Below are 22,179 nucleotides of genomic sequence, written 5' to 3'. Positions count from 1 at the left end.
ACACAACTAACCCACAGATTTCCTACACTTTTCCCCCTTACACACACTTTCCATTCACAAAACAAAACTAAAAAAATCAAAAAAAACGCCAGAAAAATCTGGCGTTTTCTTCGAAAGTCCCGGTTTCCCGCGACAATCAGTCTGCGGAGGACGAACGACCATTAATCGTCAGGCCTTTATCGTCCGCAGAGACGGTGATGGTGTCGCCATCCCGGATAGTCCCATCCAGCAGAAGTCCTGCCAACGGGTTCTGAAGGCTGCGCTGGATCACCCTCTTCAGCGGACGGGCGCCATACACGGGATCATAGCCTGCTTCAGCCAGCCACTCGGTTCCCTTCTGATCCAGATCCAGTGTGATCTTGCGATCGTCCAGAAGCTGACGCAGGCGACCCAGCTGAATGTCGACAATCCTGCCCATATCCGCGCGCTGCAGACGGGAGAACAGGATGATCTCATCCAGACGATTCAGGAATTCCGGCCGGAAGTGATTACGCACCACCTGCATGACCTGCGCCTGAACCAGTTCCGGCGATTCACCATCTTCCTGATTGGCCAGCACATCTGAACCAAGGTTACTCGTCAGAACGATGATCGTATTGCGGAAGTCCACAACACGTCCCTGCCCATCCGTCAGACGGCCATCATCGAGCACCTGAAGAAGGATGTTGAAGATGTCCTCATGGGCCTTCTCCACCTCATCAAACAGGATGACCTGATACGGACGACGACGCACAGCTTCTGTCAGCACACCACCTTCGTCGTACCCAACATATCCCGGAGGCGCACCAATCAGACGCGACACTGCATGCTTCTCCATGAATTCACTCATGTCGATCCGCAGCAGAGCCTTCTCGTCATCGAACAGGAACTGGGCCAGAGCCTTCGTCAACTCGGTCTTGCCCACACCCGTCGGACCAAGGAACAGGAACGACCCAATCGGACGGTTCGGATCCTGAAGTCCTGCACGGGCACGACGAACGGCATTAGAGACAGCCACAAGTGCCTGTTCCTGCCCCACCACACGCTCACGCAGCGTATCTTCCATCCGCATGAGCTTGGCACGCTCGCCTTCGAGCATCCGATCTACCGGAATACCCGTCCAGCGAGAGACAACCGATGCAATGCCCTGATCCGTGACGCTATCAGCGAACAAGCCAGATTTAGATGCTGCGTCTTCCTCTTCCTGCGCTTTCGCAATCTGAGCTTCCAGATTTGGAATCAGGCCGTACATCAGCTCGGAAGCCTTCGCGAGATTTCCCTGACGCTGCGCCACATCCACATCGGACCGTGCTGTATCCAGCTGCTCCTTCAGCTTCTGAATAGCGTTCACGCGATCCTTTTCGGCGTGCCACTCAGCACCCATCGCATCGGACTGCTCCTCCAGATCAGCCAGTTCGGCCTCAAGAGCCTGCAGACGATCCTTGGATGCCGTGTCGTCTTCCTTACGGATGGCTTCACGCTCGATCTTCAACTGAATGATGCGGCGATCGAGTTCGTCCAGAGCTTCCGGCTTGCTGTCAATCTGCATCCGCAGACGGCTGGCAGCCTCGTCAATCAGATCAATGGCCTTATCCGGCAGGAAGCGATCCGTAATATAACGGTTGGAAAGCGTTGCAGCAGAGACGATGGCGTTATCCGTGATGCGCACACCGTGGTGAAGCTCGTACTTCTCCTTGATGCCACGCAGAATAGAGATCGTATCCGCGACAGATGGCTCACCGACGAACACCGGCTGGAAGCGACGGGCAAGCGCGGCGTCTTTCTCGATGTACTTACGGTACTCATCGAGCGTCGTCGCACCAATGCAGTGCAGCGTCCCGCGAGCAAGTTCCGGTTTGATAAGGTTGGACGCATCCATCGCACCATCGGAACGGCCAGCGCCCACCAGCGTGTGCATCTCGTCAATGAAGAGAATAACCTCGCCTTCGGCCGTCTCAACTTCTTTGAGAACTGCCTTCAGACGCTCTTCAAACTCACCACGGAACTTCGCACCTGCAATCAGGGCGCCCATGTCGAGCGACATCAGTCTCTTGTTTCGGAGCGCTTCTGGCACATCGCCATTAACGATACGCAGCGCCAGACCCTCAACGATTGCGGTCTTACCAACGCCTGGCTCACCAATCAGAACCGGATTGTTTTTGCTGCGGCGGGCCAGAACCTGAATGGTGCGCCGGATTTCCTCATCACGGCCAATCACCGGATCGAGCTTGCCAGCCTGGGCGATCGCCGTAACGTCACGCGCATACTTCTTCAGCGCATCAAACGTATTCTCGGCAGATGCGCTGGTCACTGTCCGCCCCTTGCGGATCTGAGCAACGGCACGTTCCAGCGCGGAGGCATCGGCCTTTCCTTCAACCAGTGCTTTACCTGCGGCTGATCCGCTCGCAGCAATGGCCACGAGCAGGCGGTCCTGCGCAACGTGGCTGTCACCTGCGGCTTTTGCAGCGGCTTCAGCGGAGTCCAGCAGTCTGACGAAATCAGGTGTGGCTTGCGGCTGACCTGCACCGCCGCCCTGAACCTTCGGAAGCTTGGCAAGTGCTGCGTCATTGGCAGTCTGAACAACTTTTGGATCACCACCCGCAGCCCGAATAAGGCCGGATGCGGCGCCCTGATCATCATCCAGCAGGGCCTTGAGCAGATGTTCCGGCGTCAACTGCTGATGGTAGTCTCGAAGGGCAATAGTCTGTGCGGCCTGAAGGAAACCCTGGCTCCGCTCAGTGAATTTCTGAATGTCCATTCTAATATGTCCTCTCATGCCCCGTATCGGCGGCATATGGTGTCTCGGTCGCCCCCGAAGGCGACGACCGGTGATGAATATTTAGGCACTCATTTTTTTGTTTCAAGGGCATCCCGATGACGTTTCGCTGGCCCGTGCAAGACCATGTCGGCCTCTGACAACCTGCCAAACGCATTCCGCTGCTGATGCCAGTACGGATAAATCAGATCCGGCGCACTGACATCATCAAGCCGCGCGACTTGTGCCTTCGTCAGACGCAGTGATGCCGCAGCCAGATTATCCAGCAACTGGGCTTCCTTACGGGCTCCAATCACTACGGACGTCACACCCGGTTTGTGCAGCAACCATGCCAGTGCAACCCGCGCGGGCGAGACATCATGTTCCTCTGCGATCTCCACCAGCACTTCAACCGTATCGTAGAGTTTTTCGATATTGCGGACTTCCGGTTCTGGCCAACCCGAAATACGGCGGCTATCCGCAGGTGCCGTCTTCCCGCGACGATATTTGCCCGTCAGCAGCCCGCAGGCCAGTGGGCTCCAGATCTGAACGCCCAGTCCTTGATCCACAGCGAGTGGCAGAAGCTCATATTCCGCATCCCGTGCTTCCAGAGAATAATAGATCTGTTCGGAGACCGGCGTAATGAGACGGTCCCGCTCCGCGGCAGACAGAAGCTTCATGGCCTGCCAGCCAGCAAAATTGGAAAGTCCCGCGTAGCGGATCTTGCCCTGGTCCCGAAGCGTCTGAAGTGCCTCCAGCGTTTCTTCAACCGGCGTCAGACCATCCCATTCATGCAGATAATAGAGATCGATATGGTCTCGCCCTAAACGACGCAGGCTGTCATCACAGGCATTCAGAATATGATGCCGCGAAAGGCCCTCTTCGTTCGGGCCTTTGCCCGTCGGAAACCGGACTTTGCTCGTCACAAGCAACTCCCGGCTTCTGCCTTTCAGAACACGACCAAGGATTTCTTCGGCTTCTCCACCCGAATAACCATCGGCCGTATCAAACATGTTGACGCCATGCTCGACGCAGAGATCCACCATTCGTGTGGCCTCTGAGACGTCAACATTGCCGGTGGAAGCGAAATCGCCCTGCCCGCCGAACGTCACAGAGCCAAAATTGAGTGCGGAAATTTTCAGGCCGGAGCGACCTAGCTGACGATACTGCATATCCATCAGGTTCCTCTTCTGAGACAGACCATGACACACAACACCTCAACGGTGGATCAGTCCCGGTAAAATCGGCCCCGCTCTCATCATCGTGAGCAAGGCGACTTCTCATGCTCGTGCACTCTGTTCAGGAACGACAGGTCAGTCCATGATTGATGTCAAAACCTTTCCTGTCCCGGAGCCGCCATGCCGTCATTCCGTCTCCGCAGAGCCCTGCTGTCCTGCGCGTTCCTGTCTTCCCTGCTTCCCGCCTTACCGGCCATGGCGTCCGAACCTGCATCATGCATGCTCGATCTTGCCAAAACTCGGAACGGAACGCTGGGTCTGCCCACACGATCAGAAGTGACGCCGGACGGGCATTCGGTTCTCTTCCTGCGTTCTGGCCCGTTCGACACACGCCTGCATCTGTTTCGCTACGATCTGCCAGACCACTCGCTGCACGAACTTGCAGCCCCGGAAGCTGGTCCAGAGCACTTGTCCGTGGAGGAGAAAGCCCGGCGAGAGCGCGCCCGTCAGTCCATGTCTGGCATCACCGACTATCAGATGAGCGAAGATGGCGGCACGATCCTGGCATCTCAGGGCGGACGCCTCATCCGCATTGCTGCCGATGACGGCCGGGTATCTTCCGTTGATGGCAACTGGATCGCCCCCCGCCTTTCCCCGAACGGACAGACCATTGCCGCAGTGCGGGACAATGACCTTTACGCGGTCAATCTGGTAACAGGCGCCGAAACACGCCTGACCACTACAGGCACAGAAACGCTGACCAATGGGTTGGCCGAATTTGCCGCAGCAGAAGAACTGGAGCGCCCGGATGGTGCCTGGTGGTCTCCGGACAGTCAGACCGTGCTGTTCGAAGAAGCTGATTCAGGCAACGTCGAAAAACATTACATCACCAATCCAGAGATGCCGCAGGCGGCTCCGGTCGAGTTCCGTTATCCTCGCGCCGGCACGCCCAATGCACGAACACGTTTTGGTCTCACCAGCATCAAAGGCGGAGACGTTCGCTGGATTGGCTGGGATCATGAAGCATGGCCCTACATGGCGCGTGCGGTCTGGCGGAAGAACGGTGGCCTGTTCCTTGTTCTGCTCAACCGGGAACAGACACAGGAACAGGTTCTGTCCGTTGATCCAGCAACAGGCAAAACGACGCTCCTCCTCGCAGAAAGTGACAAGACCTGGCTCAATCTTGATCCGCGAGACGCCGGTGGCAGCCATGCCTTACCCGTCGTGCTGAACGGCCAACAGGGTTTCCTGTGGGCCTCGGAGCGCGGAAAGACGTGGCAGCTTGAACATCACGCCCCAGACGGGTCCCTGAAGCGAGTTCTGACGCCCGATACCCTGCCTTACGTCGCGTTCAATGATTACGACGCAGACAGCAACAGCGTTGTCGTGACGGTACGCCCGAACCGAATTGATAACGAGGTCGTCCGGATTTCACTCGCAGACGGCAAGATCACTCCGTTCATCACGGAGCCGGGCATCCACAATGTCCATTTCACCAATGGCACCCATCGCCTGCTGGTCGATGCGTTTGCCGCCGCTGACGGAACTCGGCGCACTCTTCTGCGGGACGCAAAAGGGAAAATCCTGGCCAACCTCCCGGGTATTGCGCTGCCCCCTCACCTTCCCGTCCACGTACAGTTCACGACGGCTGGGGAACGACAACTCGATGCCGCGATCATCCGGCCAGAGCATTTTCAGAAGGGCCATCACTATCCGGTCGTGTTGTCCGTCTATGGCGGCCCCGGCGTAAAGCTTGTGCACGATACACCGTCGAGCTTTCTGGAAGACCAGTGCCTCGCCAATCAGGGCTATGTCGTTGTCACGCTGGATGGACGCGGCACTCCGGGTCGGGATCATGACTTTGAGCGTGCCATCAAAGGCAACCTGATCGATGCTCCCCTTCAGGACCAAATCGATGGCTTGCAAGGGCTGGGCAAAACCTACCCTGAACTCGATCTGTCACGGGTCGGTGTTTATGGCTGGTCTTTCGGGGGCTACTTCACGGCAATGGCCACCATCCGCCGTCCGGACGTCTTCAAAGTCGGCGTTGCAGGTGCACCCCCCGTCGATTTCGCCGATTACGACACCGCCTATACCGAACGCTATTTGAACACCCCGCAGAATGACCCGGAAGGATATCGCAAAAGCAACGTCCTGACCTATGCGGACGGTCTGAAGCGCCCCCTTCTGGTCATGCACGGCCTGACAGATGACAACGTGTACTTCGAAAATACCATGAAGCTGACACAGGCCCTTCTGAAAGCCGGGAAACCTTACGATCTCCTTCTGCTCCCCGGAACGCATATGCTGCCTGATCCGCTCTTACGCGCGCGCGTGAGCCAGCGTCGTGCAGAGTTCTTGGACGACGCTTTAAAGCCCTAAGGTTGATCTGCCTGGGCAGCATGATCCGAATGATTCGGAGAGGCAGCCCAGGCTTTCAACGCGGCCTGATATTCCCGCGATGCCCTGAGCCTTGGCAAATAGGTAATAGCCCGGCGGCTGGATGCCGGAAATGTCTGCCCATCAAACAGTCCCCGCGCTCCACAGTGCCCGACCCGGCAAGCACCGTCAGCATCCTGCAAAACAATATCTTTCCCAGTCCGGCGGAGCGTCAGGCGACAGGGCTTCTCGCCTGCCATAAAGGGTGGTTCCTGATACACCAGAGCCTCTCCCTCCATGCGGCCGATGCCTGACAGGGAACACATGTGCCCATTGAAAAACTGTGTTTCTATTCGCAGATAGGCCGCCTCGGCGTTGACGGGTACAACCTCCAGAACATTGTCGCTCCAATAGGTATCACCCGACACATCACCATTTTTGAAATGCGTACTATACCGCCCGGAGAGCTGATCCTGTTCAGAAACGGGCCGCCCCATCGCGGCATGAGCCATCGTCGCTCCCGCCAGAACCACGCCCAAACCGACAGCAACACTCCGCATCTACAAAGCTTCCCTCTTAGTGAGACAGCTCCGGAATCAAAACCAGAAGCGCGTCCATTGCCGGACCAACGGCGGAAACCGGCGTCCGTTCATTCAGTCCATGCATGAAAGAGTCTGAATTCTTGATGAAGATCGGGCTGATGCCATAGCTGGGAACACCATGAGAGCGGAACCACATGCTGTCGCTCGCTCCGGATGACATGGCTGCAAAGACCGGCACACCCGGATAAGCCGCGTGAATGGCGGCATCAATCGCATGCACCACATCAGGCCGCATGGGAGATGCAGCAGTTTCAACAGACCCTTCTGTCGCGTCTTCAATCTTCATACCCGGGTCCTGCGCCGCGTCGCGCAGCTCAGCCATGATCGAAGCCCGGGAGTGCCCTGGAAAGATGCGACAATTGATATTAGCCGTCGCCCGCTGGGGGAGCGCATTAAGGGCATGACCACCTTCAATCATCGTGACCACACAGGTTGTGCCAATCCGCCCCACAAAGGACGGGTCAGCCGATAGCGTGGCAATGGCCTTTTCATTGGCTGGATTGGCTGCGAACGCCTTCATGGCCGCCGCAATATCAGGCTTCTGCCAGCGAGCCGCGTTGACAAAGAAACTACGGCTCAGGTCATTCACTTCCGGCTTGAAACGATGTTGCTGGATCCGCAGAAGATCGGCACTCAGCTCATCAATGGCATTGACGGATCTCGGCTCCGAAGAGTGACCACCGGGGTTCGTAACGGTCAGACGGAAATCAGCGTAGGTTTTTTCCGCACCTTCCCATGTGAAATAATCTGGCTTCCCCGTCTTTTCGTCCAACGTACCATTGGCCCCGTCCATATTCAGAACAAGTTCGGCATTGGACAACTTGTCAGCGATGATGGCGCCAGTTGCCATCGTCGTCTCTTCATCTCCCGAGAACTCGATGATGATATCCCGACGGGGCACGTACCCTTCTTTTTTCAGCTCCAGCAGAGCAGAAATAGCCAGTGTATCATCCAGCTTCATGTCCGTTGAGCCACGGCCGAGCAGATAGCCATTTTCAATCTGTGGCTTGAAAGGATCATGCGTCCAGTCAGACGCCTTGGCTTCAACCACATCCATATGGCCGGAAATCACCAGCGGCTTGAGAGACGAATCACGGCCAGGCCAACGGGCGATCAGATACGCCGTATCCTTGTAGGGCGTGATCGTCACATCCGCAGGCGCAAAACCTCCCTTAAGCAGAGCATCCCGGAAAAGGGCGGCGACCTGTGGTGTCTGGTTGGCTGGCCCCGCGACAGATCGCAGGGCGATGGCCTGCTCAGCAAGGTTCAGGGCCTGCGTTGCGGCGTCATGATGCTGGGGAACTGCGGCAAGCGCGCTCCCGCTCATCAGGGCCAGTAACAATCCTGCGCCAATCGTATTCCGCATCGTCTTCTCCTGCATCAGATGCGAAATCGTAACCATCCGGACAGTGGATGCCTAGCCGGTGCGTTGCAGGACATCTCCATCCATCTGACGAGACGGTTTCAAGATGTCCTGCGGATGGCCTTTCCTCAGGCCGCAAACCCATCCAGCAGGCTCACACCGGATTTTTCAGACATGGTCTGACGGTAAGCCTCAACCCCGAGCGGGTAACGTACCCCTTTGATGAGTGACATGCTGTGAAGCTGGGCAAACAGATGAATATCGTCTGTGGAAAGTGTGCCATTCACGGCTTCAGGAGACTGGATCAGAGGTTCGAGCTCTTCCAGCAATGCGTTCAGCTCTGCAATTTCCTTTGAGCCATCTGCCAGAATTTCCCAGAACGGGCCGGTAGATTCCTCCTTGCGGCGAATGAAGCCTGCCCGGGAAGACGTTGTCGCGAATTCAGGCAAGGGTGCGCACACTGCGCGCGGCAGGAAGAGCCGATACGTGGCCTTGCTGCTTGCACGCAGCCAGTCTGCAATGTCCTTACGAACCGGCCCGTTCAGAACCGGGGCGCCAACTCCATCAATATGGGAGACGATATCCATGCTCTCCGGCATGTATCGACCGTTCTCCTCCAGAATCGGGACAACCTTTCTCCCAACCATACTGATCGGGCCAGCTTCGTCGTCATTCAGGAAAATACGCTTCTCGAACGGGATGTTTTTCAGGCCAAAAATCATCATGGCCTTCACGCAGAACGGACAGTGCTCATAAACGTGAAGGATACGGGTTGTCTGATTCATGATCTGAAAATCCTCATGTCTGTCAAAAGTCGTAGCTCCGAATAAATTCGGTCAGGCTTCACCCATCGCGGAGGAGAGCAGCAGCGGATCAATATTGATGGCCGCCAGTGCCTTCCCCCATTTTTTCGAATGATCCATGCCAAAGACAATCTCATCACTGGCCGGCGCAACCAGCCATGAACTATCCCGCAGAATCTCTTCTTCAAGCTGACCAGGGGCCCAAGACGCATGGCCAATAGCCATCAATGCCCGCTTGGGCCCCTGCCCCGCAGCAAGTTCCCGCAGCACATCCAGACTGGCCGTCAACGTCGCCTGATCATTGACGCCCAGGCTGCCCTCTCCATTCCAGTCTGTCGAATGCAGAACAAACCCATGTGAATGATCGACAGGGCCACCCATACAGACGGCAATCCGGCGTTCCGGAGGGTTCGGCTCGATTCCGAGCTGCGCAAATAGATCATCCAAACCCGGCTGGGCCAGACGACGGTTGATAATCAGCCCCATTGCCCCGTCTTCGGGGGAGTGAGCACAGAGATAGATCACGCTCTGGGCGAAGACTGTCTCCGCCAGTTGCGGTGCCGCAACCAGGAGCATGCCTGTCAGGTTGTCATTCTGTCCGGCGAGTGTTTTCTTCATTCTCTACAAATGGGTGCATCTCGTGCCTCTTTGCAAGCGTTCCCATGTCGAGAGTTTTATGGAGGTCTTCATGTCCCTTACCGTTCTCGTGACCGGTGCCACTGCTGGCTTCGGACACGCCATCGCCACGCGCCTCGTGCAGGATGGTCACCGCGTCATCGCGACAGGAAGACGGGCAGAACGTCTTGAAGCCCTGAAAGCCGAACTCGGGGAAAATCTTCTCCCCTTCCCGCTGGACATGACGGACCGCGACGCACTCCGCGCACTGCCGGGCAGCCTGCCGGAAAACTGGCGGACTGTGGACGTTCTGGTCAACAACGCGGGCCTGGCGCTCGGCATGGAGCCCGCACAGGAAGCCAAGATTGATAACTGGGAAACAATGATCGCCACCAACGTCTCCGGTCTGGTGGAAATGACCCACGCACTGCTGCCCGGAATGGTTGAGCGCAACTCCGGATATGTCATCATGCTCGGCAGCACTGCGGGCCTCTACCCCTACACTGGCGGCAATGTTTATGGCGCCACCAAGGCGTTCGTGCGGCAGTTCAGCCAGAACCTGCGAACGGATCTTCTGGGCAAGCGCATCCGCGTCACGGATATTGAACCGGGTCTGTGTGGCGGAAGCGAATTCAGCTCCGTTCGCCTCAAGGACGATGGCAAGGCCGCAGCAGTTTACAAGGACACCACACCCCTCACGCCCCACGACATCGCAGAAACAGTATCATGGCTCGTGGGCCTGCCGTGGCACATGAACGTCAACACAATGGAAATCATGCCTGTCTGTCAGGCTTCTGGTGGGCTGGCGGTGAATCGTCATGTCGGCTGAAAGCGGTATTCCCTCGCGCCTGACAATTACAGACGGCACCAAGTTCAAGCTGGCTGACTTCAGAACCGATGACCGGATTGGGCACGACAAGAAAAGTGCCCATACCCGCATCCGGGACTGCGTGGACCGGATGGCTATCCTGCAAGGACGTCTGGCCGCGCACGGAGAACACGGAATTCTGGTCGTGCTGCAAGGCATGGATACGGCAGGAAAGGATGGCGCTATCCGCCACGCCTTTTCCGGCCTGAACCCGCAGGGCTTTCACGTCACATCCTTCAAGACACCCGCCGGTGCCGCAGAAAAGCGCGATGACCTGTGGCGTGTGCATCTGATGGCGCCAGCCCGAGGCGAAATCGCGGTTTTCAATCGCAGCCACTATGAAGATGTTCTGATTGCCCGCGTCCATCCGGATATCGTCAAAGCACGCGGGCTTAACCCCGATGAGCCCGGCTTCTGGGACCGGAGACTGGCAGACATCCGGCACTTCGAAAGCTACCTGACGCATCAGAACGTCGTTATTCTGAAGCTCTTCCTGCATATCTCTGCAGATGAGCAAAAGAAGCGCATTCTCAAGCGTCTGACCCAGCCCGAAAAGCGCTGGAAGTTTTCACCTTCCGATCTGGCAGAACGTGGGAAGTGGCCTGATTACACCAAGGCCTATGAGGCAGCGATACAGGCAACATCCACTCCGGAAGCCCCTTGGCACATCATTCCCGCTGACCACAAATGGGCAGCCCGGCTGATGGTCGCGGAAGCGCTGTTGGAAACCATGGAAAAGCTTCATCTCAAAGTACCTGAAGAGAAGCTCTCCGATACGTTAAGGGCTGCACGTGATGCCCTGCTCGCAGAAGGGTCCTCCAAGACCTGAAAAGAAAAAACCCCCGCCGGAGCGATCCGGCGGAGGTTTTTCAGTTCTGACGTGAAATCAGAAATCAGGAACGACGCTTGCGGCTCGCACCTTCACCTGATGAGCCACCAGCACCAGGCTTCGGACGACCGAAACCGGAACCGCCGCGGCCCTTGTAACCGCCACCAGCACCGCCACCGCGCGGGCCGCCCTTGAAGCCGCCACCAGCGCCACCGCCGGACCGACCGAAGCGCTTGCCTTCGCCCGGGTTACGACCACGGGAACCATAGCTGCTGCCACCGGCAGGCTCAGCAGACGGCTCGATCGTCACTTCGTCAGGCTCAGCCCCGGCAACACAGGACTTGAAGCGCTCGACGCTCTCATCCGTGATCTGGAAGTAGGTCTGATCCTGCTCGATACGGATGCTGCCGATGTCACGCTTCTGAACGTTACCAAGGCGGCAGATCAGCGGGATCAGCCACTTCGGATCAGCGCGCTCTGTACGACCGACGCTCATCTTGAACCATTCGCCCGACACGATGCGCTCTTCACGCGGTGCGCGTTCCGGACGATCGCCACGGCTCTGCGGAGCCTCGACGGACATCGCACGGATCTGCTCAACATTCGGCAGGCGGGCACGGTACATCTGCACCAGCGCTGCTGCGAGCTTCTTCGCGTCGTAGGTTTCAGCCAGCTTCAGAACCAGCTCATCCGTCGTGTCTTCAGAAGCGTTGGCAAGGATCGGATCGTCCAGCAGACGCTTCGTATCCTGGGCTGCAATCGCATCCGCTGTCGGAACAGCTTCCCACTCGGCATTTACACGTGCCATGGCCAGCAGACGCTCAGCGCGACGACGCTGGTTCATCGGCACCATCAGCACACTGGTGCCCTTACGGCCCGCACGACCGGTACGGCCAGAACGGTGCAGCAGGGTTTCAGAAGCCGTCGGGATGCTGGCGTGAATCACGAGGTTCAGCGCTGGCACGTCAATGCCACGTGCTGCAACGTCAGTCGCGACACAGACGCGGGCCTGACCGGAGCGCAGGCTCTCGATCGCACGGCTACGCTCGTTCTGACCCATTTCGCCGGAAATCGCGACAGAAGCGAACCCACGCTCCAGAAGAGCAGCCTGCACCTGACCAACCATCATACGGGTGTTGCAGAACACCATGGCCGTCGGGCTCTCGTAGAAACGCAGAACGTTCACGAGGGAACGCTCGATTTCCTGCGGAGCCGTTACGACGCAGCGATAGGTGATATCGGAATGCTGCTTCGCACCCGTTACCGTATCGATGCGCTTGGCATCTTTCTGGAAACGCTTGGCCAGAGACGCAATTTCGCGGGCAATCGTGGCGGAGAACAGAAGCGTGCGGCGCTCGGCCGGAGACGCATCCAAAAGCTGTTCCAGCTCGTCACGGAAGCCCATGTCCAGCATTTCGTCAGCTTCGTCGAGAATGACGCAGCGCAGACCGGACAGGTCAAGGGAACCACGGGACTGATGATCACAAAGGCGGCCTGGCGTTCCCACAACAATGTGGGCGCCACGGCTGAGGTCGCGGGCTTCACGGCGGGCATCCGTGCCACCAATGCAGCTCGCGATACGAGCGCCGGTCTCGGCATAGAGCCACTCAAGTTCGGACTGGACCTGAAGGGCCAGTTCACGCGTCGGGGCAATAACCAGAGCCAGCGGCTGTGGCGACGGCGGGAGGCGATCAGCCTCACCAAGCAGCGTCGGCGCAATAGCCAGACCAAAAGCTACGGTCTTGCCTGAACCCGTCTGGGCGGAAACCAGAAGATCACGATCCTCCAGCCCTGGCTGCAGAACTGCTTCCTGAACGGGAGTGGGCTGTTCGTAGCCACGCGCCGTCAGGGCGCGCAGAAGGGCAGGATGAGTATCGGGGAAAGGCATATTTAATGAACACTCGGCAAACGTCACGCCGACGGCAAAAAGCGGCGGCTGGGATGCCGCTGCATAAAGACTTCCGAGCATAAATGCCAGAAGTAACGCATCCGAACCTGCGAATCAGGCAAAATCAGCCTCTGGGCTTCCGCCCGACAACCGCCCGAACCGTGTCACGCCATGCCGTCAGATCTTCCGGAGGAACGACTTCACCCGTGTCAAGTTCCCCGAAACCAGCCTTCGAAAGAAGAACACTGACAAGGCGTGCCCGGTCTTCTGGCTCCAGAGCCTGCCACATTGCAACAGCTTTCTGCTGATGAAACTGATCCGAGAATGTGACAATCAACGGTGCGCCTTCCTTCAGAACACGAAGGGCTTCCGTCAGGACTTTCAACGGCTGCGTCAGGTATGCCAGCCCGTCACAGAGCGTAATGGCGTCGATCGTCTCGTCTTCGAATGGCAGGATGGGATCTGCGTTCAGGTCCTGTACGATCCGTGTTGTCAGCACAGGATTAGTGTCCAGCGCAGCCTTGGACGCTCCCAGTCCGATGGCATCCTGAAACCGTGCCTCTTCTGGATAATGGCTGAGTGACCCCGCCATCAGATCCAGAACCGTGCCCCCAACGGGAAGAGAGGTCTGGTAAAGTGCCGCCACTGCCGTGCGCGCGCCCATGTCCATCAGCGAATCCGGAAGACGCTGCGCATAGAAGATCGTATCCGGTTCATTATTGACGCGCGTAAACGCCGCTGCGTGAAAACCTTCAACCTGTTCCGTGCCGCTCATATCCATCTCCTCCTGACTGACCTGTCGAAATGAGGGTATGTTCCTCGTGCGTCAACCCGCAGGATGCTCTATGGGAGGCACCATCATGACCCTTTCTTTCACCAAGATGCACGGCCTGGGCAATGATTTCATCATCATTGACGGCCGCGAAACCGACCCTGCACTCGATGAAGCCACCATCCGGCACCTTTGCGACAGACGCTTCGGCATAGGCTGCGATCAGCTCGTCTTGCTCTCGCCCCCAACCTTGGAGGGTGCGGATGTTCTGGTCCGTTTCTTCAATGCGGATGGGTCGGAATCCGGCGCCTGCGGGAATGCATCACGGTGTGTGGCCAGCCTCGTCGGTAACAATCCTGTTCTCCAGACCCGGGCCGGACTGCTCCTCACGTCACAGGATGGCGAGCGCATCACGGTGAATATGGGCGCTCCCCGGACTGGTTGGCAGGACGTGCCGCTGTCCAAGGACTGCGACACACTTCACCTGCCCCTGCATGATGCAGCCGCCTGCTCCATGGGAAATCCTCATGCGACCGTTTTCGGCGACGTATCGCGCGCAGAAGACCTTGGCCCCTCTCTCGAGAAGTCTCCGCTCTTCCCGCAGCGCGCCAATATCGGATTTGCGGATCTCATCACGCCCGGCCACATGCGCCTGCGCGTCTGGGAACGCGGTGCGGGTTTAACACTGGCTTGCGGCTCAGGAGCCTGCGCTGCCGTGGTGAATGCAGTACGCCGAGGCCTGGCAGACCGCACCTGCCTCGTGACCATGGACGGTGGAGACCTGCAAATCACCTGGCAGGAAAACGGAGACGTCCTGATGACCGGCCCCGCCACAACCGTTTTCCATGGCAAGCTTCCGTGACATCCCCTTCGGTTCTGACATTCGGCTGCCGTCTCAACGCACATGAGAGCGACGGCATGGCGCATCACGCCCGCGGGCAGGATGACACCATCATCGTCAATACATGCGCCGTTACGACCACAGCCGAGCGACAGGCGAGGCAGGCCATCCGCCGTGCCCACCGCGAGCGCCCGGATGCAAAAATAGTCGTGACAGGCTGCGCGTCGGAAATTGACGCCAAGCGCTGGATGGAGCTGCCCGGCGTGGTGCGGGTTGTACCCAACGCTGACAAGCTCAAGCCCACCACATGGGGAGACAGCAAGCCCGGCCTTCCACCATCACGGCATGCCCGTGCTCTGCTTCAGGTCCAGCAGGGATGCGATCATCGCTGCACGTTCTGCATCATTCCCTATGGCCGGGGAGACTCCCGCTCCACCCCCACAGCGGAAGCTATTTCGAGAGCTCGCGCCCTGAGTGAGGCCGGACATCGTGAAATCGTTCTCACGGGTGTTGATATTGCGTCATGGCAAGGCACAGACGGCGAAGGTCTGGGCCGGATGTGCCGGACGCTCCTGCAGGACGTTCCCGCCATCGAACGCCTGCGCCTGTCGTCCATCGACCCTGTCATTCTTGATCCGGAAACGGGAGATCGGGACCTTTGGTGGCTTCTGGAAAACGAGCCCCGCCTGATGCCACATCTGCATCTGTCTCTTCAGGCTGGTTCCGATCTCATCCTCAAGCGCATGAAACGCCGACACACCACCACGCAGGTCGCGTCCATGCTCCAGCATGCTCGCGCCTTACGCCCGAACATTGGTGTTGGTGCAGATCTCATCGCGGGCTTCCCAACAGAAACAGACACGCTTTTCAACGAAACCCTCTCCTTCATCGAAGAGCAGGCCATCCCGTTCCTGCATGTCTTTCCCTACAGCGAACGCCCCGGCACACCCGCCGCCCGAATGCCTGCTGTGCCGAACGGAGAGCGTCAGGCAAGAGCAGCCCAGCTCAGAGCTGTCGGTGAGGCGAACCGCGATACGTTCCTTGAAAGATTTATTGGTCAGACGGTGGACGTCCTGATCGAAACACCGGACCGCGGTCATTCTCCCGAATTTGCGCCTGTGCGCTTGGCAGCCGATGCTTCCCCCCCAACCAGAGGAAGCATCGTCCCGCTTTCGATCTACGGTGTGTCAGAAGGGCATCTTCTAGGACGCAACCCTGCCTAAAAACCTGCGGTCAGGGCGAAGCGGGCAGAAACTGGCTCCAGCGGATGACCTGTTGCACCGCTCTGCACAGCAGAGGCCGGTGTTAGACGATAGTCATACGCATATTGTGCCGCATAGGCATGCGTATTGAAGACGTTAAAGACGTTTGCTTCGAGTTTCAGATTTTTGGTGAAGCGATAGCCAATATTCAAATTGAGTTCCTGATATCCTTTGGACCGCAGGCTGTTATCCTCCACCAGCGGATATCCCCCCAGCCAGCGTACCTGCAAACCGCCATACCAGGGGCCTCGATCTGCAAGGATGCCGAATGACCAGACGAAACTTGGGGCATTCGTCACGTACGGACCATCAATTCCATAGCTTGCCAGATCTGACGCCTGATAACGCGCTTTCGCAAAGGACAGATCCGTATTCAGTTCAAGCCAGGTAACCGGATTATACTGTGCGGAAAACTCAATTCCCTCCCGACGACTGGCAGGGCCAGGAGAGGTGACACCAGCGTCGCCGTCGTAACTCAGCTCAGATGCAAAATCGATGATGAAGGCAGCCGCCTGCACATTCAGATGACGGAGAGGCGTAGTCCGTACACCGATTTCACCGCTGACAGCCGACGTCATAAGAGGAACTTTAACCGATCCTTTGGCAAATTCGTCTGACGCATAAGAACCAGACACTGAGCGGAAATCGTTGGAGTGGAACCCTCTTCCGCCACTCAGATAGAGTTCGGTTTTCTTCCAGGGGCCAAACACCAGACTTCCCTTGGGTTGAAACAGCCACTGATGCTTTCTGGTCAGGCTGCCATCAACAAGATTTTCGTCTGTACCGCCCTGATAGTCTTCACGTAAACCAACAACCATTCGAAGCCAGGGTAACCAGTGCGTCGTGTTCTGGACAAAAAGACCGACAGCTCCAAGATCGATGTTATCCCCGTTACACAGGTCAGGCACCGTGCTCTCCAGACTGGATGGGCACTCCGGCAGCGTGACACGCTGGTGGGTATGGCGCCGATCCACATACAGAAAGTCGTAACGTCCCTGAACGCCAACCTGAGTGTCAGTCCGGATACGGCCCACATGGTCCTGTCGGAAATAGACACTGCTTCCGCCAAGCGTAGTTCGTGTCTCGTCCTGCTGCTGCTGATCTCCGTTTACTGGGTCATCCAGATAATGCGTGAAGTTGTTCCAGAGCGTCAGCCGGTCATGAATGGCAAAAGCACTCGTAACCCATTTCCAGTCATCGCCAGCAAGATGATAATGCGCTGACAAACTGTAGCGCTCCGAAAAGCCGCCATCGGTCGGGTCCAGAGAGCCATAGCGGCTGATAAGCCCCTCACTATAGGCCGCCACCGGTTGATCGTTTGTGGCCCTCCATTGACCGCGATAAAACATCCCCGTCAGGTCAAAGCCTTTGGTGGCGGTTCCGTGGGTGTAATGCGTCAATGCACGGATGCTCCGGGCATTGTCCGGATATTTCCAAGGACCGTCTGAATGAGAAATATTGAAGGCATTGACCCAACGATCGCCATTAGAAAATCGGGCCGTACCGCCAATGTAAGCCCGATAATCCCCTAGCGTTCCGGCACTCAGGCTAATCTGACGGGCGATGTGATCTGCCAGCTTCATGTGATCAGACCCGGCCACACCAAAATCCCCGATATCTGCGTGAAATGGCCCTTTGGTATAATCAATGCCTGAGAGTGTTTCGGGTATCAGGAAATTCAGATCCGTGTAGCCCTGACCATGCGCGTTACTGACGCCATTGACCGGCATGTCATCAACAAATGTTGCCAAGTCCGTGCCATGATCCAGATTAAAGCCCCGCAACAGGAATTGATTGGCCTTTCCCTCCCCGGAATGAGACGTCACCACCAGTCCGGGAACAGCCTCCAGAATTTGCCCCACGCGATATGCAGGCCGCTGCTGGATTTCACGTGCGGTCAAAGATCCTTCACTCGCCGTGTCCGCTCGTCCCAAAAGATTACGGCGGGAGGCCATGACACTGATGCGCTCCACCGGATGGTTTTGCGCCGCAGAAATGGTTTTCTTTTCCAGATGTCCGGATGCTTCGACTTTATCCGTATCAGACGCCCATTCTGCAGCAACTGCCAGTGTAGGACCCATGAGCAAGCTGCTCATCACAACGGACACAGAAATAGTCGATCGTCGCCAATTGCAACGACGCTTTTGAAAAGGAACAGCACTTTGCCTGAAGCGCTCTTCCGGTAACAGTACAGTCATATGAGCCCTGCTCGGTATGACAGGAACAGGGCAGACACGTTCGCAATCCGGCTGTCACAGAGGACTCCGGAACGCCACAAACAGCCGCCCCGGGCACCCCGCCGGTGGTTGAAATTGCATGGCAGGTCTCCTGGCTCACGGGTCTTCGCAGCCACCCTGTCTTCCCAGAGGCATAGGCACTCCAGTGACATCAGTTGGGTGACGGCTCGCCATTTACAGTTGCGGGGGCAGCGCCGGCCTTACACCGGACTTCCCTCTTAGCTTCACGCCACAAAACCGAGGGTGAAGAACCATACCGAAACACAAAAACTGAAACGCTTCCGTACTGTCAATGTCTGAAACAATCCTCCCAAGGCACGTTTGTCCTCAGGAAATCGACGCTACAGACTTGACGTTGGGCCTGACCTGTCCGAACTCCCGTGCATGGCTGGATTTTTCTCACGACTCAAACAGGGTCTTTCACGCTCGAGCTCACGTCTCGGAGCTGTATTCACGCATCGCAAGCTGGACGATGCCGCTCTTGAAGAACTCGAAGACGAACTGATCGCGGCAGACCTGGGTCCTGTCGTAGCAGAGCGCGTTATCGAGAGCTTTCGAAGCTCCCGTTTTGGCAAGGACGTCACAAGTGACGAAATTCGCGATGCCCTGGCCGAAGAGATTGCACGGGTTCTGGAGCCCGTTGCGATCCCGTTTGAGCCTGATCCGAAGAAGAAGCCCCATGTCGTCCTCGTGGTCGGCGTCAACGGTGTAGGCAAGACCACAACCATCGGCAAAATGGCCCGCCATTACAGTGAAGAAGGCAAATCCGTCATGCTCGTGGCGGGAGATACCTTCCGTGCTGCGGCGGTCGAACAACTTCAGGTGTGGGGGCAACGCTCAGATGTGCCCGTTATCGCGGGAAAACACGGAGCTGATGCTGCTGGCCTCGCCTATGACGGTATCAAACGCGCGACCGAAGAGGGCAAAGACCTCCTCTTCATCGATACCGCCGGCCGCCTGCATAATAAGGGCGCGCTCATGGAAGAGCTGGCCAAGATCATCCGCGTCATGCAGAAATTCGACCCAACCGCCCCGCATTCCGTATTGCTGGTGCTGGATGCAACGACCGGTCAGAACGCCATTGAGCAGGTACGGGTGTTCCGTGAGCTGGTGAACGTCACAGGCCTGATCGTGACCAAACTGGACGGTTCTGCCCGCGGTGGAATTGTGGTCGCACTTGCAGAACAGTTCAAACTGCCCGTGCACATGGTCGGTGTCGGCGAACAGGCCGAGGACCTGCGCCCGTTCTCAGCTCAGGATTATGCGCGCGGTCTTGTGGGTGGCGCTACGGGAGATCTTGCCTCCCGGCTTGTCGAGAGCCCCTCAGAAGAAGAAACTCCGGAAAATTGAAGAAACAGGCCTCTTCAGGCCTGCCTCTCACTGTCTGAAGTCAGCCATTCCTCTCGCAGGGCGTCGATCTTCTTTTCGATGCTCCTGCGCTCCCTGCGAACGTAATCCGCGTACCAAAGCCTGGCACCAATGGCAGACGCTTCCGCGACAAGCCACGCCACACCAACGGCCATCCAGTCCATGACAAGAAGCATTGGCTGCATAATTTGCTGGGTACAGGCCTCCCAATCCCCATGCGACAACCATGCTTCCCTCAAGGGATGAACCATGACAGCCCCCAAATAAAACAGAACGATCATGATCCGCTGCCGATCAGCATCCGGATCGATGAATCGAAGCACGATCAAAGGCAGCAGCAAAACACCACCCACAAGCAGACTGCCCGGCACATAGGCCAGAAGCAGGCCAAGGATAAGGCCGTGCCACCATTTGAAACTGGCCTCTGGCACGCGCAAACGCCCTGACTGGCGCGTCATTCACAAAACTCCAGCCAGATGCTGGCCATGGCGACAGCAATCCCGATCAAGAGTGAAAAGAACTCTCCAGCATTACGGGCCTGTTTTTCATGGAGAGCTTTGCGGGCGGGCTCCTCCTCGAGAACTTTCTCAAGATGGGCAATCTCTGCTTCAGCCTGCCGAGCCAGTTTGCGATCATGCTTCAAACCCGCAGGGTCCGTGACGTTATCAAGAAATTTCGTAAGATTTCCTGCTTCCGCCAGCTGAAATAACCGGGCACGACGCTTTATTCTGGTCGTTCTGCTCCGCCACTGCTTGAGCTCGATTTCCAGCAGCGAAAGCGCCCGCTTTGCCACCGAACTAAGAGGCGTCTTGTCGAAACGGCGCTGGGCGGCAGCCATCAAAGTCAGATCTGAAAGCCAGGACGGAAGCCCCGCTTTCTGGGACTGCGCTAGTGGGATGATCCCCTGGCGCGCGCAATGACTTTCCAAAAAAGTCCGCATCTGATCGTCCAGAAAGCCTGAACGCCCCAGATCGTCGGCAGAAAGCTCCTGTTCCGAAACGTGCTGATCCAGCCATTGCAAGAGACCCGCCGACAACGAAATCCGTTCTTTCAAGCAACGAGAAGACAGGCAGGGCTGATAGACATTCACGTCGTAAGGCACACGACGGATCTGCTCCATCCCCTTTGCACCTGTTCGGCGGGCATCAGTCGCGAGATCATTGATCTGCTTTGCCTGCAATGCGGGCAGCGAAGGAACATCAAACACTTCCGGACTCGTCATCAGGAAGCCGGCTATCCCACGGATATTGCGTTGCTCTTCAGGCGGGAACCGTCCGGCCTCGGCACACGCCAACATATGAGGAATGGCGGATGGCCAGAACCAGTGGCCAGCCCAGAACATTGGAGCTGCGGGGTCCAGAATGGCAATAGCCCGCGTCACGACCATCGTCGTCGGGTCTACGGATTTGTTTCCGCTGGATGGCAAAAACGCAATTCCAGCCTGTTCGATCAAACTGGACATGACCGACAACTCCAGTTCACGATGCAACCATTGGCTGACAATTTTTCGTTGAAGCAGAGACAGGAATTCATTGGGGTATTTCCCGGCATACCATGCCAATGCCCGTGGCGTTCTGACCTCAACACCCCCAATGACCAGAGGCGAGCGCGCAGGAATATCAGACCGGATCGAAAACAGCTTGCTCGGCGCAATGGTTATAAGGTCATTGGGAGAAGGTCGGTTCTCGGGCCGGTCAGACAGCATCGCTTCCAGAAGGGAGACCAGGCCCGCGGGAACGTTATGTCCCTGCATGTAGGCCTCGGCAGAACCCACCTCAAAACGTCGTTGCAGAATTTCTTTATCTGACAGGCCCCTCAGGGGCAGTTCCCCGATGCAAAGGGAGAGAACCAGTACACCCAATGAGAAGATGTCACAGGAAATCGTCCCTGCCGCACGGGCCGTTGGATGACAAACTGCCGAAGACAACGGTTCAAACAGGACAGGCTGCGCTTCTGCATTGCAGGCAACCCCAAGCGGGCCAACGACCACCTGATGCAGCCCCTGTCCAACAAACAGATTATTCGGCCGGATCCCACGACAGGTCAGCCCCATGGAGGAGAGCTTCTCAAGAGCATCGGCAATAGGGCGAATAACCCCATCAATGATCTGGCTTTCAGACCAGACGCCAAGATTGTCTTTCAGGGACGGTCCGGGAGGGTGCGGACATAGCACCCAGAGCGAGCCTGCATGATATTCATGGGCATGCAGGCCGATGACACTCTCATGTCGGAAAAACATAAGATCAGAGAAATGGGGAGATGGCATGGACGGTGCCAGAGCCAGCCAGGTTGAGCCTGTGGCCGTAATATCCTGAGCCACCCAGGCAGGACAGCCGCTGAGGTCAGGTTGTTTCTGGCTCGTATTCACCAGGTAACGGTCTGCGATCAGCAGTTCGGGGCTGTCATCTCCCTGAGTGTAATCCATGTCCGTTCCATCAAA

Annotated in this window: 17 protein-coding genes and 1 riboswitch; of the genes, 6 read left to right on the top strand and 11 right to left on the bottom strand. The window is 57.3% G+C overall.

Annotated features, from left to right (window positions below; all coding sequences use genetic code 11):
* Positions 1-136: 136 nt before the first annotated feature.
* Together clpB and JN414_RS06925 are read right to left on the bottom strand one after the other, a co-directional pair.
* Positions 137-2,737, bottom strand: a complete 2,601-nt coding sequence (gene clpB / locus JN414_RS06930; RefSeq protein ID WP_202207241.1) for an ATP-dependent chaperone ClpB — start codon at positions 2,735-2,737, stop codon at positions 137-139.
* An 89-nt stretch (positions 2,738-2,826) separates the two neighbouring features.
* Positions 2,827-3,906, bottom strand: a complete 1,080-nt coding sequence (locus tag JN414_RS06925) for an aldo/keto reductase (RefSeq protein ID WP_202207285.1) — start codon at positions 3,904-3,906, stop codon at positions 2,827-2,829.
* Positions 3,907-4,092: 186 nt separating this feature from the next.
* Here JN414_RS06925 and JN414_RS06920 point away from each other — a divergent pair, with 186 nt between their 5' ends.
* The gene (locus JN414_RS06920; RefSeq protein WP_202207240.1) at positions 4,093-6,294 is read left to right on the top strand and encodes a S9 family peptidase; all 2,202 of its coding nucleotides are present in this window, start codon (positions 4,093-4,095) and stop codon (positions 6,292-6,294) included.
* Here JN414_RS06920 and JN414_RS06915 read toward each other — a convergent pair.
* From JN414_RS06915 to JN414_RS06900, 4 genes are all read right to left on the bottom strand, one after another.
* A complete protein-coding gene (locus JN414_RS06915) occupies positions 6,291-6,851 on the bottom strand; it encodes a hypothetical protein (RefSeq protein ID WP_202207239.1) in 561 nt (186 codons plus the stop codon). The two genes, JN414_RS06920 and JN414_RS06915, sit on opposite strands and share 4 nt — an antisense overlap.
* A 16-nt stretch (positions 6,852-6,867) precedes the next feature.
* Positions 6,868-8,259: a M20/M25/M40 family metallo-hydrolase gene (locus JN414_RS06910; RefSeq protein ID WP_202207238.1), complete on the bottom strand. Its 1,392-nt coding sequence runs from the start codon at positions 8,257-8,259 to the stop codon at positions 6,868-6,870.
* A 125-nt stretch (positions 8,260-8,384) separates the two neighbouring features.
* On the bottom strand, positions 8,385-9,041 hold the full coding sequence (grxB, locus tag JN414_RS06905; protein WP_202207237.1) for a glutaredoxin 2: 657 nt from the start codon (positions 9,039-9,041) through the stop codon (positions 8,385-8,387).
* Positions 9,042-9,092: 51 nt separating this feature from the next.
* Positions 9,093-9,677, bottom strand: a complete 585-nt coding sequence (locus tag JN414_RS06900) for a YqgE/AlgH family protein (protein ID WP_046900835.1) — start codon at positions 9,675-9,677, stop codon at positions 9,093-9,095.
* A gap of 70 nt (positions 9,678-9,747) precedes the next feature.
* Between JN414_RS06900 and JN414_RS06895 the strand changes: the two genes are divergently transcribed.
* Both JN414_RS06895 and JN414_RS06890 read left to right on the top strand, forming a co-directional pair.
* The gene (locus tag JN414_RS06895) at positions 9,748-10,503 is read left to right on the top strand and encodes an SDR family NAD(P)-dependent oxidoreductase (protein WP_202207236.1); all 756 of its coding nucleotides are present in this window, start codon (positions 9,748-9,750) and stop codon (positions 10,501-10,503) included.
* The gene (locus JN414_RS06890; protein ID WP_202207235.1) at positions 10,493-11,371 is read left to right on the top strand and encodes a PPK2 family polyphosphate kinase; all 879 of its coding nucleotides are present in this window, start codon (positions 10,493-10,495) and stop codon (positions 11,369-11,371) included. Before JN414_RS06895 ends, JN414_RS06890 begins: the two co-directional genes overlap by 11 nt.
* Positions 11,372-11,435: 64 nt before the next feature.
* Here the strand turns inward: JN414_RS06890 and JN414_RS06885 are convergent, their stop codons facing one another.
* Positions 11,436-13,259, bottom strand: a complete 1,824-nt coding sequence (locus JN414_RS06885) for a DEAD/DEAH box helicase (protein ID WP_202207234.1) — start codon at positions 13,257-13,259, stop codon at positions 11,436-11,438.
* Positions 13,260-13,383: 124 nt separating this feature from the next.
* Positions 13,384-14,034 carry a class I SAM-dependent methyltransferase gene (locus tag JN414_RS06880; RefSeq protein ID WP_202207233.1) on the bottom strand — a complete coding sequence of 217 codons (651 nt, stop codon included), beginning with the start codon at positions 14,032-14,034 and terminating at the stop codon, positions 13,384-13,386.
* An 85-nt stretch (positions 14,035-14,119) separates the two neighbouring features.
* On the opposite strand from JN414_RS06880, the gene dapF reads away from it, so the two are divergent.
* Both dapF and JN414_RS06870 read left to right on the top strand, forming a co-directional pair.
* Complete coding sequence (dapF, locus tag JN414_RS06875; protein WP_202207232.1) at positions 14,120-14,893, top strand: diaminopimelate epimerase; 774 nt, start codon at positions 14,120-14,122, stop codon at positions 14,891-14,893.
* On the top strand, positions 14,890-16,095 hold the full coding sequence (locus JN414_RS06870) for a MiaB/RimO family radical SAM methylthiotransferase (protein WP_202207231.1): 1,206 nt from the start codon (positions 14,890-14,892) through the stop codon (positions 16,093-16,095). Before dapF ends, JN414_RS06870 begins: the two co-directional genes overlap by 4 nt.
* Here JN414_RS06870 and JN414_RS06865 read toward each other — a convergent pair.
* Positions 16,092-18,215, bottom strand: a complete 2,124-nt coding sequence (locus JN414_RS06865) for a TonB-dependent receptor (RefSeq protein ID WP_237389922.1) — start codon at positions 18,213-18,215, stop codon at positions 16,092-16,094. The genes JN414_RS06870 and JN414_RS06865 overlap by 4 nt on opposite strands.
* Before the next feature lie 219 nt (positions 18,216-18,434).
* Positions 18,435-18,642: riboswitch (cobalamin riboswitch) on the bottom strand.
* A 113-nt stretch (positions 18,643-18,755) separates the two neighbouring features.
* Here JN414_RS06865 and ftsY point away from each other — a divergent pair.
* Positions 18,756-19,721: a signal recognition particle-docking protein FtsY gene (gene ftsY / locus JN414_RS06860; protein WP_202207229.1), complete on the top strand. Its 966-nt coding sequence runs from the start codon at positions 18,756-18,758 to the stop codon at positions 19,719-19,721.
* 14 nt (positions 19,722-19,735) lie between these two features.
* On the opposite strand, the gene JN414_RS06855 is transcribed toward ftsY, so the two are convergent.
* Entirely contained in the window at positions 19,736-20,197 is a 462-nt protein-coding gene (locus JN414_RS06855) for a hypothetical protein (RefSeq protein WP_202207228.1), read from the bottom strand.
* Positions 20,194-22,164, bottom strand: a complete 1,971-nt coding sequence (locus JN414_RS06850; protein WP_202207227.1) for a serine/threonine-protein kinase — start codon at positions 22,162-22,164, stop codon at positions 20,194-20,196. The genes JN414_RS06855 and JN414_RS06850 overlap by 4 nt, the downstream gene beginning before the upstream one ends.
* Positions 22,165-22,179 lie beyond the last annotated feature (15 nt).

The organism is Gluconobacter sp. Gdi (assembly GCF_014132155.1).
Lineage (GTDB): Bacteria > Pseudomonadota > Alphaproteobacteria > Acetobacterales > Acetobacteraceae > Gluconobacter.
The sequence above is the reverse complement of the archived record's forward strand: the minus strand, read 5'-3'. Positions and strand labels throughout refer to the sequence as shown.